A 14982-nucleotide genomic window follows, 5' to 3' on the forward strand; every position below is an offset into this window, starting at 1 on the left:
ATCAAATAGTTAATATCAGTATCAAGACTATGCCCTAAGTGGCAATTAACCTGCAATCAGCAATTTTTTAAAAAATATTTTTCACTCCTTTTCTTACCCAAAAATAACCCTATTCAAACTAAACCTGTTTTTCATACCAGATACCATTTTGTACTTCTATTCAGGTGCATTTTTGGTGAAACCAAGCTGATAATTAAATCGTTAATTTGTATAACCAGTTATATAAATTAGTATGGAAACTTTACTTACAGACGGTCCGACAATAGGCGGATTCGACTTTTCTATGAACGAAAATCAGCACATGGTAGGTCAAATGGCAAGGGATTTTGCCGAGCGGAATATTAAACCTCATGTAATGGAATGGGATGAAGCCCAGGTTTTTCCTATTGAACTTTTTAAGAAATTGGGCGAGCTGGGTATGATGGGGGTATTTGTGCCCGAACAATACGGTGGCTCGGGCTTCGGTTATTTTGAATACGTTACCGTTATTGTGGAGATAGCCAAAGTTTGCGGCTCAATTGGTTTATCGGTAGCAGCTCATAACTCGCTATGTACCGGTCATATCCTGGCTTTTGGCAACGAGGAGCAAAAAATGAAATGGCTGCCCAAACTGGCTACAGCTGAATGGCTTGGTGCCTGGGGATTAACAGAAGCCAACACCGGATCTGACGCTTTGGGGATGAACACCACTGCGGTATTGGATGGCGATCATTATATAGTTAATGGTTCAAAAAACTGGATTACGCATGGTAAATCGGGCAATGTTGCCGTAGTAATGGTGCGCACCGGGGCAAAAGGCGATTCGCACGGCATCTCGGCACTGGTTATTGAAAAGGGAACTCCCGGCTTTACCCATGGTAAAAAAGAAAACAAACTGGGCATGCGCGCCTCCGAAACTACTGAATTGATCTTTGATAACTGCCGCGTTCCCAAAGAAAACCTGCTGGGTGTGGAAGGTGAAGGCTTTAAACAGGCGATGAAGGTGCTGGATGGCGGTCGAATTTCTATAGCTGCATTATCATTGGGGATAGCTAAGGGAGCCTTTGAGGCTGCAGTGGCATACTCTAAGGAGCGTAAGCAGTTTGGCCAATCTATCAGTAACTTCCAGGGCATAGCTTTTAAGCTGGCCGACATGGCAACCGAGATAGAGGCATCAGAACTATTGATCATGCAGGCTGCCGACCTCAAAAATCGTCACCAGCCGGTAACCAAACAATCGGCTATGGCCAAATACTTCGCATCAGAAACCGCGGTGCGGGTAGCTACAGAGGCAGTGCAGATCTTCGGCGGCTATGGCTATACCAAGGATTTCCCCGTGGAAAAATACTACCGCGATGCCAAGCTTTGCACCATAGGAGAGGGGACAAGCGAGATACAGAAGATTGTGATAAGCAGGGAAGTGTTGAGATAGTATCAAGTAGTTAGTATCAAGTATCAAGATTGAATAGTTTTTAGGAATGCCGGGTATTGGAGTGATTGCTTTGATATTCGGCATTTAACATTAAATAACATATTATTTGTTGAAACTAACGCTGAGGTATCTAAATTTAGATATTGAAAAAGCACCTGATTATAATCCTTATCACGCTTTCATTTGCTGAACCTGGCTTTTGCCAGCAGGCAGCCTCGTTTCTTAAAACCTCCAGGAAGTTAAGACCGATGGATTCGATTGACTATCGCGCAAAAAATCAATATTTTCCGGTAATACTCGCGAATAGAGAGGATTACATTTTGTCCGTTGATGAAAGCAAAATAGAGTTTATGTACGGAGTGCCTTACACAAGGGCGAAATACAATTACCTGAAGGTGCCCGTAACATTAACCAATGCCTCGGAAACAACTTTGAGATACTTTAGCATGTCGGGTTCCTGGTGGGATATTTACAGAACAGATAATCCAAATTTAAAAGTCTTCGCTCAGCATAGTTGTTATAAAAATTCGAACGTAATTTTATCGTTGTCTCCTCATCAGGATATTAAAAGAGAGATAATAATCGAAATCCCTAAAAAAGAAAGTGTGGCCATCGCATTTAAAATAGGTATTATATTGGAAATGGAATTAGATAATGATTATTCCATCAACGCTAAACCAACTCCACCCTTGTTTTCAACACCAGGCAGGCAAAGGCTCATATGGTCCAATTATGTGATGATTTCACAATCGCATGCTATTAAAAAAATATAGTCTGTTAATATCTTGCTTATCGCAGGCCTTTTATTGGACGAAAATGGTGTTGGATTTTTGAAGCCATCTACCTAAATAATATTTCCTGATTTATATTTGAGAAATGAAAAGGTATTATTTGCTGTTTACTTTATTACTATCATTGTTTTATAAACCGGGGCAAGTACAGCGGCCTGCAAAGCATCAAATGACGTCCAAACGAGGTGTAGGTCAGTATGTACTAAACATTGATTAGGACGAGATATGTAGAAACCCCTTAACTCTGTAAGTCGGGGATTGCTTCGTACCTCGCAATGACGTTTTTTTTTAAACCTTGTGTTTCCCTTTCGCTAAGGTATAAAGCTATTACATGCCCCCTGATCCCGCCATCAAAGTTCAAACAAAACCACCCACCTAATCAACCCAATAAACAAATTCAACTTCTCTCTTTGATTTTCAAATATTTGTCTCTATCTTTGGCCCTCCTTGAAAGGAGGTATTTAGGAAATTATGATCATTATTAACGTAAAAGACGGCGAATCATTAGACAAAGCATTGAAACGCTTCAAAAAGAAATTTGAGAAAACTGGAGTTTTAAGAGAACTACGTAGTCGTCAGGCTTTTGAAAAAAAATCTGTAACCCGTCGTCATGTTGTTAAACATGCCATCTACAAGCAAAATATGAACTTAGAAACTGTTTAATTCCCTAAAAAGAATTTTTTTCAGATTTCTTAACACTATATTAAAACTATTTGTACATTCAATCTCTGGATGTTCAAATAGTTTTTATGTTTTTAGAGCGTTTTATCCAATATATTAAGTTCGAAAAGCGGTACTCCCCCCATACGGTATCAGCCTATCAATCAGACCTGGATCAGTTCATGCTCTTCCTTAACAACCCTGGTAATGCCATTGTTGTGCCTGGATCCATTATTACCCATCCCGACCAGATTAGCTATCACGACATCCGTAATTGGATGGTTGAGCTGATTGACCAAAAGCTCACGCCCCGTTCTGTAAATCGAAAAATGGCTACCCTGCGTAAATATTTTAAATTTTTACTCCAGGAGGGGATAATTACGCAAAATCCGGCGTCAAAAATCCGTTCGCAAAAAATACCAAAGCATTTACCGGTTGTTGTTGAAAGTGCAAGCCTTACGCATATGCTGGATAACGATATTGTTACCGACGGCGATTTTGAAGGTTTACGCAACAAACTGGTAGTTGAAATGCTGTTTGGCACCGGCATGCGGCTGGCCGAGCTTTTGGGCCTGAAAGACAGTGATATTAACGATTATGAAGGCACCTTAAAAGTGCTGGGCAAACGCAATAAAGAACGCATCATTCCTATCAACACCGAGCTGCGGATTTTACTTGGACGGTACTCGGAGTTAAAGAAAAATCAAAATTTTCATAACAATTCGGTAATGTTAATCGTTACAAGTAAGGGTGCTGATGCATACCCCAAACTAATTTACCTGATAGTGCAAAAATACCTCTCCAATATATCAACCCAGAATAAAAAGAGCCCTCACGTACTACGGCACACATTTGCAACAAGTTTATTAAACAATGGGGCAGACTTAAACTCCATTAAAGAACTTTTGGGCCACGCTAACCTTAGCGCGACCCAGATTTATACACACAATTCAGTTGAACGATTAAAGTCTATTTACAAACTAGCCCATCCAAAGGCGTAATTAAGGAGGAAACATGAAAATTACAGTGCAATCAATTCATTTTACCGCAGACAGAAAATTATTAGATTTTATTCAGAAAAAGGTAGACAAACTCGATACTTTTTATGATCATATTATTAGTGGCGAGGTTTACTTAAAGCTTGAGAATGTGGAAGATGAGGCAAATAAAATTGCCGAGATTAAACTATTGCTGCCGGGCAACCAGATTTTTGCAAAGGAAAAATGCAAAACTTTCGAAGAGGCAACGGATTTAGCGGTTGAAAGCCTTCGCAAGCAGATTGAAAAGCATAAACAGAAGAAAGCAATTGCCGACGCAGCCGCTAAAAAGGTAATTTTGACCGAGGCAGAAGAGGGATTTTAATATAAAAAAGGCCTTTTTGAGGCTAAAATCGACGGGTTTAAAGCCCGTCGATTTTTTTTAATAAAAAATTTTGCAGCGAAGTAAATTTTTGTAGATTTGCAATCCCTTTCAGAGAGGTGCTAACGACTGCAAATATTTCTGAAAATAGTTCTTTAAAATATAAAAAAGGTTGTTAGTTTTGCCGCTCGATAAACGAAGCCATAAAGGTTTCAAAAATTGAAAGGCAAAATAAATATAAGCCTCCTTAGCTCAGCTGGTAGAGCGACTGACTTGTAATCAGTAGGTCATTGGTTCGATCCCGATAGGAGGCTCAGTTTTTTTCGGAAGAGTAATGTTTAGCTTCAACTTTGAACATTGCGAATCCGGAATCAACTAACGGGGGGATACCAGAGCGGTCAAATGGGGCGGACTGTAAATCCGCTGCTTCGGCTACGAAGGTTCGAATCCTTCTCCCCCCACTTTTTAAGTCGGCAGTTTACAATTTTCAGATAGCAATTAAAGCTTTCAGATGATTGTGAACTGCTAACTTGATTAAAAAGGTTACCGATTTGAATTTTTAGCCTGGCATGCTGCCAACTGAAAGTTGTAAACTGGAAACTAAACAAGCGGAAGTAGCTCAGTTGGTAGAGCGATAGCCTTCCAAGCTATAGGTCGCGAGTTCGAACCTCGTCTTCCGCTCAGTTAAAGCAGGCAGTTAGCCGGGCGCAGTAAGCAGTCAAAAGCTGCTGCAGCCAGAATACTGACAACTGCAAACTAAACAATAGCCGACGTAGCTCAGTGGTAGAGCACTTCCTTGGTAAGGAAGAGGTCATGGGTTCAAATCCCATTGTTGGCTCAATAGCATAAAGAGAATAAAGAATAACAATTTTAAGTATAAATTAACCTACAAAATAATTATAAATCATGGCAAAAGAAAAGTTTGACCGCAGTAAACCGCACTTAAACATCGGTACAATCGGTCACGTTGACCACGGTAAAACAACCCTTACCGCAGCTATTACGAAAGTATTATCTGATGCAGGTTTCTCAGAAGCTCGTTCATTCGATTCAATCGATTCAGCTCCTGAAGAAAAAGAGCGTGGTATTACTATTAATACAGCTCACGTTGAGTACTCAACTGCTAACCGTCACTACGCTCACGTTGACTGTCCAGGTCACGCGGATTATGTGAAAAACATGGTTACTGGTGCTGCTCAGATGGATGGTGCTATCATCGTTGTAGCCGCTACTGACGGTCCAATGCCTCAAACTCGTGAACACATCCTTTTAGCCCGCCAGGTTGGTGTGCCTTCATTGGTTGTATTCATGAATAAAGTTGACATGGTTGACGATCCTGAATTGTTAGAGTTAGTTGAAATGGAAATCCGTGAATTATTATCATTCTACGAATATCCTGGAGACGATATCGCTGTAATTCAAGGTTCGGCTTTAGGTGGTCTTAACGGCGATCCTAAATGGGTTGGAAAAATTATGGAGTTGATGGATGCTGTAGATTCACAGATCCCTATCCCTCCACGTTTAACTGAGCTTCCTTTCTTAATGCCGGTTGAAGACGTATTCTCAATCACTGGTCGTGGTACTGTTGCTACCGGTCGTATTGAGCGTGGTGTTATCAACTCAGGTGAGCAAGTTGACATCCTTGGTATGGGTGCTGAAAACTTGAAATCAACTGTAACTGGTGTTGAGATGTTCCGTAAGATCCTTGACAGAGGTGAAGCTGGTGACAACGTAGGTTTATTGTTACGTGGTATTGAAAAAACTGATATCCGTCGTGGTATGGTTATTTGCAAACCAGGTTCAGTAACTCCGCACACAGATTTCAAAGCTGAAGTTTACGTATTATCAAAAGCAGAAGGTGGCCGTCACACTCCATTCTTCAATAAATACCGCCCGCAATTCTATTTCCGTACCACTGACGTAACTGGTGAAATTTCATTAGGCGACGGTGTAGAAATGGTTATGCCAGGTGATAATGTTACAATCACTGTAAAGTTGATCAACGCTATCGCAATGGAAAAAGGCTTACGTTTCGCTATCCGTGAAGGTGGCAGAACAGTAGGTGCTGGTCAGGTAACTGAAATTTTGAAATAAGAGTTTCAAAAAGGTTAATTGGAAACATAAGTTTTACCCACAAGGTAAGCTTATGTTTTCTTATTAAAAATATACACGGGAATAGTTCAACGGTAGAATAGAGGTCTCCAAAACCTTTGATCAGGGTTCGAATCCTTGTTCCCGTGCATAAGCAAAGTAGTAAAGATGGCTAACGTAACTGAATATATTAAAGAATCATACATCGAGTTAACTGAGAAGGTGACCTGGCCAACCTGGCGAGAGTTGCAAAGCAGTGCCGTATTGGTACTAGTTGCTGCAATGATTATCGCTATGCTTATCTTTGGTATGGACCAGATTTTACAACGTTTAACTACGGCTTTTTATAGTTCACTAACATAATATTTAGGAGATAGAGATGAGTGATCAATTGAAATGGTATGTGGTGAGGGCCATAAGTGGTAAAGAAAAAAAGGTTAAACAATATATAGATGCCGAAATTAGTCGTTTGGGCATTACGCATTTAGTACCACAGGTATTAATACCTACAGAGAAATACTATCAAATGCGCGATGGGAAAAAGATAGCCAAAGAGCGTAACTATTTTCCTGGATATGTATTGATGGAAGCCGTACTTGATGGCGAGACTGAACACATCATCAAAAATATTAATAGTGTAATAGGATTTTTGGGCGATAAGGCCGGTAATGCTATTCCATTACGCCAAGCCGAAGTTAACCGTATTTTAGGTAAGGTTGATGAAATGAGCGCCCAGGGTGAAACCATGAATGTTCCATATTACATTGGCGAAAGCGTAAAAGTAATGGACGGACCTTTCAACGGATTTAGCGGGGTGATTGAAGAGGTTAACGAAGAGAAGAAGAAATTAAAAGTTATGGTAAAGATATTCGGGCGCCGTACGCCGCTTGAGTTGAATTACATGCAAGTTGAAAAAGAATAGTATCAAGTAGTTAGTATCAAGTAGCAAGATGACTTGCAAAGCTGATAGAATGAATAGATACCAATAAAGAAATAGGTTAAAAGTAGTAAAGGTCTTGATACTTGATACTAACTACTTAATACCAATAAAAACCTTAAATGTTACTTAGCTTCCACTTACTAACATTGAGTTATAATTAAAGTAAATTAAAATGGCAAAAGAGATCGGTGCAATGGTAAAGCTGCAAGTTAAAGGCGGCGCCGCAAACCCATCACCTCCGATTGGCCCTGCATTGGGTGCAAAAGGTGTGAACATCATGGAGTTTTGCAAGCAATTTAATGCACGTACCCAGGATAAAGCTGGAAAGGTGTTGCCTGTTTTGATTACTGTTTATGTTGACAAATCTTTCGAATTTATTATTAAAACCCCTCCTGTTGCAATCCAGTTATTGGAAGCAACCGGTTTAAAAAGTGGTTCGGCTGAACCCAACCGTAAAAAAGTTGCCAATGTAAATTGGGAGCAGGTTGAAACTATAGCCAAAGATAAAATGGTAGATCTGAATGCATTTACTGTAGAATCAGCCATGAAAATGGTGGCAGGTACTGCCCGTAGTATGGGAATTACCGTATCAGGTACGGCTCCCTGGAATTAAATTGATTTCGGATTTCGGATTTTTTTAAATCTCAGATCTCAGATCAAAAATTAAAAATTTATACAAAATCAGTTTAAGAAGTGGCTAGATTAACAAAAAATCAAAAAGCGGCACTCTCCAAAATTGAGGCAAACAAATCGTATACATTAGAAGCAGCAGCAAATTTAGTTAAAGAATTAACCCTTACTAAATTTGACTCTTCAGTTGATATAGACGTTCGTTTAGGTGTTGACCCTCGTAAAGCCAATCAAATGGTACGTGGTATTGCAACATTACCTCATGGAACCGGCAAAACTGTACGTGTATTGGTGCTTTGTACTCCTGATAAGGAACAAGAAGCTAAAGATGCAGGTGCGGATTTCGTAGGTTTGGATGATTATATTGCCAAGATTGAAGGCGGATGGACTGACGTTGATATTATCATCACTATGCCAAGTGTTATGGCTAAGGTAGGTCGTTTGGGTAGAATATTAGGCCCGCGTAACCTTATGCCAAACCCTAAATCAGGAACAGTAACTCCAGAAGTTGGAAAAGCTGTAACTGAGGTTAAAGGTGGTAAAATTGACTTCAAAGTTGATAAAACAGGTATCATCCATACCTCAATAGGAAAAGCATCATTCCCTGCAGATAAAATTTATGAGAATGCATTAGAAGTATTGCAGGTTATCTCAAAATTAAAACCATCAGCAGCAAAAGGAACATATTTCAAGAGCATTCATATCTCTTCAACCATGTCTCCGGGAATAACAGTTGAAACTAAATCAGTAGCGGGGATCTAATCATGAATAAAGAAGAAAAACACGACCTTGTTCTTGCCCTTACTGAGCAAATGAAGGAGTACGGTAATTTCTATATTACTGATACCTCTAACTTATCAGTTGCAAAGATCAACAACATCCGTCGTAAATGTTTCGAAAGCGATATTACGATGAAAGTGGCAAAAAATAGCTTGATTAAAAAAGCTATGGAAGCTGCGGGTGGCGATTACAGCCCAATATTTGAAATTTTAAAAGGTTCATCATCAATCCTTTTTTCTAAATCAGCAACTGCTCCGGCAAAGTTGATTAAACAATTGAGAAAAGGAAATGAAAAACCAATTTTAAAGGCAGCTTATATTGATTCAGCAATATTTATCGGTGATAACCAGATAGATACTTTGATCAAACTAAAATCAAAGGAACAACTGATAGGCGAAATTATTGGTTTACTGCAATCACCGGCAAAGAACGTTATTTCAGCATTACAATCAGGCGGAAATATACTTGCAGGCGTAGTAAAAACATTACAGGAAAGAGGTTAACGAACACCTTATTAAAGTTCGATAATAATAAACAAAAAGCATTAAAAGTAAAATTTAAATAAAATGGCGGATTTAAAAGCGTTTGCTGAACAGTTGGTAAACTTAACAGTAAAGGAAGTAAACGAATTAGCTCAGATCTTAAAAGATGAGTATGGTATTGAGCCTGCTGCTGCAGCTGTTGCTGTTGCTGCTGCTCCTGCTGGTGGCGATGATGCCCCTGCTGCTGAAGCAGTACAAACTGCATTTGACGTTATCCTGAAAGAAGCAGGCGGCGCTAAATTAGCAGTTGTTAAATTAGTAAAAGACTTAACTGGCTTAGGTTTGAAAGAAGCTAAAGATCTTGTTGACGGTGCACCAAAAGAAGTTAAAACTGGCGTAACTAAAGAAGAAGCTGAATCTTTGAAAAAACAATTAGAAGAAGCTGGAGCAGTAGTTGAGGTTAAATAAGTTAACCCAATAAAATATAGCATGAGACTCCGACCTATTTTGGTCGGGGTCTATTGCTGTTTATAAAGGTTTGGATTGAGAAGATAATAGATATGAGATTTGAGATATGAGGCTTTACCGTTTATTAGTAACGCTAAAGTCTTTAAAACATCATTCCCGTCTCAAATCTCACATCTCAAATCTTACATCTACAAAAGTTTATTAATAAACTAAAAATTAAACACCTTGGCAAACAAAATTAATCAAAGAGTAAACTTTGCAACCAGTAGAAAGGTACTTGATTACCCCGATTTCCTGGATGTTCAGTTACAATCTTTCCAGGAATTTTTTCAATTGGAAACCACCTCAGACAACCGCTATAAAGAAGGTTTGTTTAAAGTGTTTGCTGAAAATTTTCCTATCTCAGATTCAAGAAACATCTTCGTTTTAGAGTTTCTGGATTACTTTATTGATCCGCCACGTTATGATATACAAGAGTGTATCGAGCGCGGATTAACTTATAGTGTACCATTAAAAGCCAAGCTTCGCCTGTCATGTAATGATGAGGAGCACGAGGATTTTGAAACAATTGTACAGGACGTGTACCTGGGAACTATCCCTTACATGACTCCTAAAGGTACATTTGTTATTAATGGCGCCGAGCGTGTAATTGTATCTCAATTACACCGTTCACCAGGTGTATTCTTTGGCCAAAGCCGCCACACCAACGGTACAAAATTATACTCTGCCCGTGTAATACCTTTCAAAGGTTCATGGATTGAGTTTGCTACTGACGTTAACAACGTGATGTATGCTTATATTGACCGTAAAAAGAAATTCCCGGTTACCACGTTACTTCGTGCAATTGGTTATGATTCTGATAAAGATATATTAGAGTTATTTGAACTTGCCGACGAAGTAAAAGTAAGCAAATCTGGCTTGAAGAAATTCATTGGCCGTAAGCTTGCTGCAAGGGTGCTTAAAAAATGGGTTGAGGATTTTGTGGATGAAGATACAGGTGAAGTGGTATCTATCGACCGTAATGAAATCATTCTTGAGCGTGAAACCGTACTGGAAGATGACCATATTGATATGATCATTGATGCTGGGGTTAAAACCATTATCCTTAATAAGGAAGATGCTTCAACCAGCGGTGATTATACTATCATATATAATACATTACAAAAAGATACTTCAAACTCTGAGAAGGAAGCGGTTGAGCATATCTACCGTCAATTACGTAACGCTGAACCACCTGATGAGGAAACTGCTCGTGGTATCATCGATCGTTTATTCTTCTCGGATAAGAGGTATGACCTGGGCGATGTGGGCCGTTACCGCATCAACCGTAAGCTTAAATTAAATACCTCAGATGAAACTAAGGTTTTAACCAAGCAGGATATCATCGCCATTGTTAAGTACCTGATCAAGTTGATCAACTCTAAAGCTGAGGTGGATGATATTGATCACTTGTCAAACCGTCGCGTTCGTACAGTAGGTGAGCAGTTATATGCTCAGTTTGGTGTAGGTTTAGCCCGTATGGCACGTACTATTCGTGAGCGTATGAACATCCGTGACAACGAGGTGTTTACTCCAACAGACCTAATTAACGCACGTACATTATCATCTGTGATCAACTCGTTCTTCGGAACAAACCAGTTATCACAGTTCATGGACCAAACCAATCCACTGGCAGAGATCACGCACAAGCGTCGTCTGTCAGCCCTTGGGCCCGGTGGTCTGTCACGTGAGCGTGCAGGTTTCGAGGTTCGTGACGTTCACTATACCCACTACGGTAGGTTGTGTACTATTGAAACTCCCGAAGGACCAAACATTGGTTTGATCTCTTCACTTTGCGTACATGCCAAGATCAACAACTTAGGCTTTATTGAAACACCATACAAACGTGTGGTTGAAGGTAAAGTACAGGTTAATGAGCCGGTTATCTATTTATCTGCAGAGGATGAAGACGGTAAAACTATTGGCCAGGCTAACGCGCATTATGATGATAACGGAGTATTCGCGCTTCCGAAAGTAAAAGCACGTTTTGAGGGTGACTTCCCGATCATTGATCCGGAGAAACTCGACTTAATGGATATTGCTCCAAACCAGATCACCTCGATCGCGGCTTCATTAATTCCGTTCCTGGAACATGATGATGCTAACCGTGCATTGATGGGATCAAACATGCAACGCCAGGCTGTACCTTTGTTACGCCCTGAAGCGCCGATTGTTGGTACGGGACTGGAAGGTCGTGTTGCTAAAGATTCACGTACATTGATCAATGCCGAAGGCGATGGTGTGGTTGAATATGTAGACGCGAACGAGATCCGTATTAAATATGACCGTAATGATCTTGACCGCCTGATATCATTTGATGGCGATTCAAGAAGCTACCGTTTAACCAAGTTCAAAAAAACCAACCAGAGTACTACCATGAACCTTAAGCCAATTGTTAAAAAAGGCCAAAGGGTATCAAAAGGAGAAGTGCTTTGCGAAGGTTATGCTACACAAGCAGGTGAACTTGCCTTAGGCCGTAACCTTAAAGTGGCATTCATGCCTTGGCAAGGTTACAACTTTGAGGATGCGATAGTAATATCTGAGCGCGTTGTATCACAGGATATATTCACTTCACTTCACGTTGAAGAGTTTGAATTGGAAGTTCGTGATACCAAACGTGGTGAAGAAGAATTAACACCAGATATCCCTAACGTATCAGAAGAAGCCACCAAAGATTTGGACGAAGACGGTATTATCCGTGTAGGTGCCGAAGTTAAGGAAGGCGATATCCTGATTGGTAAGATCACTCCGAAAGGCGAATCAGACCCATCACCGGAAGAAAAATTGTTACGCGCCATTTTTGGTGATAAAGCAGGGGATGTTAAGGATGCATCTTTAAAAACTCCACCATCAATTGCTGGTGTTGTTATTGATACCAAATTATTTAGCCGTGCTAAAAAAACGTCGAAAGCCGAAGAAAAAGCACAGTTAGAGAAATTGGATAACAAACATGATAAAGCTGTAAAAGATCTTAAAAACACTTTGATTGAAAAGTTATTTGAGATCGTGAACGGTAAAACATCACAAGGTGTTTACAACGTTTACAAAGAGCTGCATGTACCTAAGGGTGTTAAATTTACCCAGAAAATTTTAGTTGAGCTTAGCTATGAAAATATCAACCCAACTAAATGGACAACTGATGATGATAAAAACGACCAGATAAAAACCTTACTTCATAACTACAACATCAAGGTTAATGAAGAGCTGGGTGCTTACCGTCGTGATAAATTCGCTATCAGTGTGGGTGATGAACTGCCATCAGGTATTGTTCAAATGGCTAAAGTTTACATCGCCAAAAAGCGTAAGCTTAAGGTGGGTGATAAAATGGCTGGTCGTCACGGTAATAAAGGTATTGTTGCGCGTATTGTACGTGACGAAGATATGCCTTTCCTTGAAGATGGAACGCCGGTTGATATTGTGTTGAACCCACTGGGTGTACCTTCACGTATGAACTTAGGGCAGATATATGAAACCGTATTAGGTTGGGCAGGTAAAGAGTTGGGCATTAAATTCGCTACTCCGATTTTTGATGGTGCAAGCCATACTGAAGTGGAAGAGTGGGTTAAAAAAGCAAACTTACCAGAATCTGGCCGTACCTATTTATACAATGGCTTAACAGGCGATCGTTTTGATCAGCAGACCACAGTAGGTATTATATACATGCTGAAATTAGGTCACATGGTTGATGATAAGATGCACGCACGTTCAATTGGGCCATACTCATTAATTACACAACAGCCATTGGGTGGTAAAGCCCAGTTTGGTGGTCAGCGTTTTGGTGAGATGGAGGTTTGGGCACTCGAAGCATTCGGTGCAGCAAACATACTGCAGGAAATATTAACCGTTAAATCGGATGATGTTATCGGCCGTGCCAAAACTTACGAGGCTATTGTTAAAGGTGAAAACCTGCCAACTCCATCAGTTCCTGAATCATTCAACGTATTGGTTCATGAATTAAGAGGTTTAGGTTTAGATATCACATTAGAATAAGGTTAAAGCTTAAAGGCTAAAGGTGAAAGGTTTAAGACGTAACGTCGTACCCTTTTGCCTTTCACCTTTTACCTTTCACCTCAACTTTAAAAAAACAAGGAGACTATGTCTTACAAAAAGGATAATAAAATCAAAAGTAATTTCACCACGATTACTATCAGCCTGGCCTCTCCGGAGTCCATCCTTGAGCGTTCAAGCGGTGAGGTTTTAAAACCAGAAACCATCAACTACAGGACTTATAAGCCTGAGCGTGATGGTTTATTCTGCGAGCGTATTTTTGGTCCGGTTAAAGATTATGAGTGCCATTGCGGTAAATACAAACGTATCCGTTACAAGGGTATCGTTTGTGATCGTTGCGGTGTTGAAGTAACCGAAAAGAAAGTACGTCGTGAGCGTATGGGCCACATTAACCTTGTAGTTCCTGTTGCTCATATCTGGTACTTCCGTTCGTTACCAAACAAAATTGGTTACTTATTGGGCTTACCAACAAAAAGACTTGACTTAATAATTTACTACGAACGTTATGTAGTAATACAGCCTGGTATTAAAGAAGCTGACGGAATCAATAAAATGGATTTCCTGACCGAAGAAGAATACCTTGATGTATTGGATACCTTACCAAAGGAAAACCAGTACCTGGACGACAAAGATCCGCAGAAATTTGTGGCTAAAATGGGCGCCGAGGCTTTAGAGGAGTTGTTAAAACGCCTTGACCTTGATGAGCTTTCATTTAGCTTGCGTCACCAGGCTGCAAACGAAACTTCACAGCAACGTAAAAACGAAGCTTTGAAACGCTTACAGGTCGTTGAAGCTTTCCGCGATGCAAAAACAAGGATTGAAAATAACCCTGAGTGGATGATCGTTAAGATCGTTCCGGTTATCCCGCCTGAATTGCGCCCGTTAGTTCCATTGGAAGGCGGCCGTTTTGCAACGTCCGATTTGAACGACTTATACCGTCGTGTAATTATCCGCAACAACCGTTTAAAACGTTTGATTGAGATAAAAGCGCCGGAAGTTATATTACGTAACGAAAAACGTATGTTACAGGAAGCTGTGGATTCGTTATTCGATAACTCACGTAAAGTAAACGCAGTAAAAACTGAAGGTAACCGTGCCTTGAAATCACTTTCAGACATCCTGAAAGGTAAACAAGGCCGCTTCCGTCAGAACTTATTGGGTAAACGTGTGGATTATTCAGCACGTTCGGTAATTGTTGTAGGGCCAAACCTTAAATTACACGAGTGCGGTTTACCAAAAGATATGGCTGCCGAGCTGTTTAAACCATTTATCATCCGCAAAATGATTGAGCGTGGTGTGGTTAAAACAGTAAAATCTGCCAAA

Annotated in this window: 13 protein-coding genes, 5 tRNA genes and 1 pseudogene; all 19 read left to right on the top strand. The window is 40.1% G+C overall.

The window, feature by feature from the left end:
• Window positions 1-232 precede the first annotated feature (232 nt).
• Window positions 233-1411, top strand: a complete 1179-nt coding sequence (locus Q0R88_RS14470) for an acyl-CoA dehydrogenase (RefSeq protein WP_295717251.1) — start codon at window positions 233-235, stop codon at window positions 1409-1411.
• 143 nt (window positions 1412-1554) lie between these two features.
• Complete coding sequence (locus Q0R88_RS14475; RefSeq protein WP_295717252.1) at window positions 1555-2184, top strand: hypothetical protein; 630 nt, start codon at window positions 1555-1557, stop codon at window positions 2182-2184.
• A 489-nt stretch (window positions 2185-2673) separates the two neighbouring features.
• Window positions 2674-2865, top strand: coding sequence for a 30S ribosomal protein S21 (gene rpsU, locus Q0R88_RS14480; RefSeq protein WP_295717253.1), 192 nt, complete (start codon window positions 2674-2676; stop codon window positions 2863-2865).
• A 50-nt stretch (window positions 2866-2915) separates the two neighbouring features.
• A complete protein-coding gene (locus Q0R88_RS14485) occupies window positions 2916-3863 on the top strand; it encodes a tyrosine-type recombinase/integrase (RefSeq protein WP_366087326.1) in 948 nt (315 codons plus the stop codon).
• A gap of 13 nt (window positions 3864-3876) precedes the next feature.
• Window positions 3877-4224, top strand: coding sequence for a ribosome-associated translation inhibitor RaiA (gene raiA / locus Q0R88_RS14490; protein WP_295717254.1), 348 nt, complete (start codon window positions 3877-3879; stop codon window positions 4222-4224).
• Between the two features lie 238 nt (window positions 4225-4462).
• Window positions 4463-4535, top strand: a tRNA-Thr gene (locus Q0R88_RS14495).
• A 66-nt stretch (window positions 4536-4601) separates the two neighbouring features.
• Window positions 4602-4682 (top strand) — tRNA-Tyr (locus tag Q0R88_RS14500).
• 147 nt (window positions 4683-4829) lie between these two features.
• Window positions 4830-4902: transfer RNA gene (locus tag Q0R88_RS14505), tRNA-Gly, on the top strand.
• An 85-nt stretch (window positions 4903-4987) separates the two neighbouring features.
• A tRNA-Thr gene (locus Q0R88_RS14510) sits at window positions 4988-5059 on the top strand.
• Window positions 5060-5127: 68 nt separating this feature from the next.
• Window positions 5128-6315 (top strand): elongation factor Tu, encoded by a 1188-nt coding sequence (gene tuf, locus Q0R88_RS14515; RefSeq protein ID WP_295717255.1) that lies wholly within the window; start codon window positions 5128-5130, stop codon window positions 6313-6315.
• 75 nt (window positions 6316-6390) lie between these two features.
• Window positions 6391-6461, top strand: a tRNA-Trp gene (locus tag Q0R88_RS14520).
• Between the two features lie 19 nt (window positions 6462-6480).
• On the top strand, window positions 6481-6675 hold the full coding sequence (secE, locus tag Q0R88_RS14525) for a preprotein translocase subunit SecE (RefSeq protein WP_295717257.1): 195 nt from the start codon (window positions 6481-6483) through the stop codon (window positions 6673-6675).
• A 16-nt stretch (window positions 6676-6691) separates the two neighbouring features.
• Window positions 6692-7234: a transcription termination/antitermination protein NusG gene (nusG, locus tag Q0R88_RS14530; protein WP_290324705.1), complete on the top strand. Its 543-nt coding sequence runs from the start codon at window positions 6692-6694 to the stop codon at window positions 7232-7234.
• Between the two features lie 190 nt (window positions 7235-7424).
• Window positions 7425-7865: a 50S ribosomal protein L11 gene (rplK, locus tag Q0R88_RS14535; protein ID WP_184542728.1), complete on the top strand. Its 441-nt coding sequence runs from the start codon at window positions 7425-7427 to the stop codon at window positions 7863-7865.
• An 80-nt stretch (window positions 7866-7945) separates the two neighbouring features.
• Window positions 7946-8644: a 50S ribosomal protein L1 gene (gene rplA, locus Q0R88_RS14540; RefSeq protein ID WP_295717261.1), complete on the top strand. Its 699-nt coding sequence runs from the start codon at window positions 7946-7948 to the stop codon at window positions 8642-8644.
• A 2-nt stretch (window positions 8645-8646) separates the two neighbouring features.
• On the top strand, window positions 8647-9165 hold the full coding sequence (gene rplJ, locus Q0R88_RS14545) for a 50S ribosomal protein L10 (protein ID WP_295717262.1): 519 nt from the start codon (window positions 8647-8649) through the stop codon (window positions 9163-9165).
• A gap of 63 nt (window positions 9166-9228) precedes the next feature.
• Window positions 9229-9612 (top strand): 50S ribosomal protein L7/L12, encoded by a 384-nt coding sequence (rplL, locus tag Q0R88_RS14550; RefSeq protein ID WP_073405423.1) that lies wholly within the window; start codon window positions 9229-9231, stop codon window positions 9610-9612.
• 225 nt (window positions 9613-9837) lie between these two features.
• Window positions 9838-13641 carry a DNA-directed RNA polymerase subunit beta gene (rpoB, locus tag Q0R88_RS14555; protein ID WP_295717263.1) on the top strand — a complete coding sequence of 1268 codons (3804 nt, stop codon included), beginning with the start codon at window positions 9838-9840 and terminating at the stop codon, window positions 13639-13641.
• A 105-nt stretch (window positions 13642-13746) separates the two neighbouring features.
• Window positions 13747-14982, top strand: a pseudogene (locus Q0R88_RS14560) (DNA-directed RNA polymerase subunit beta'); the annotation flags it as partial.

This window comes from Mucilaginibacter sp., assembly GCF_025362475.1.
Lineage (GTDB): Bacteria > Bacteroidota > Bacteroidia > Sphingobacteriales > Sphingobacteriaceae > Mucilaginibacter.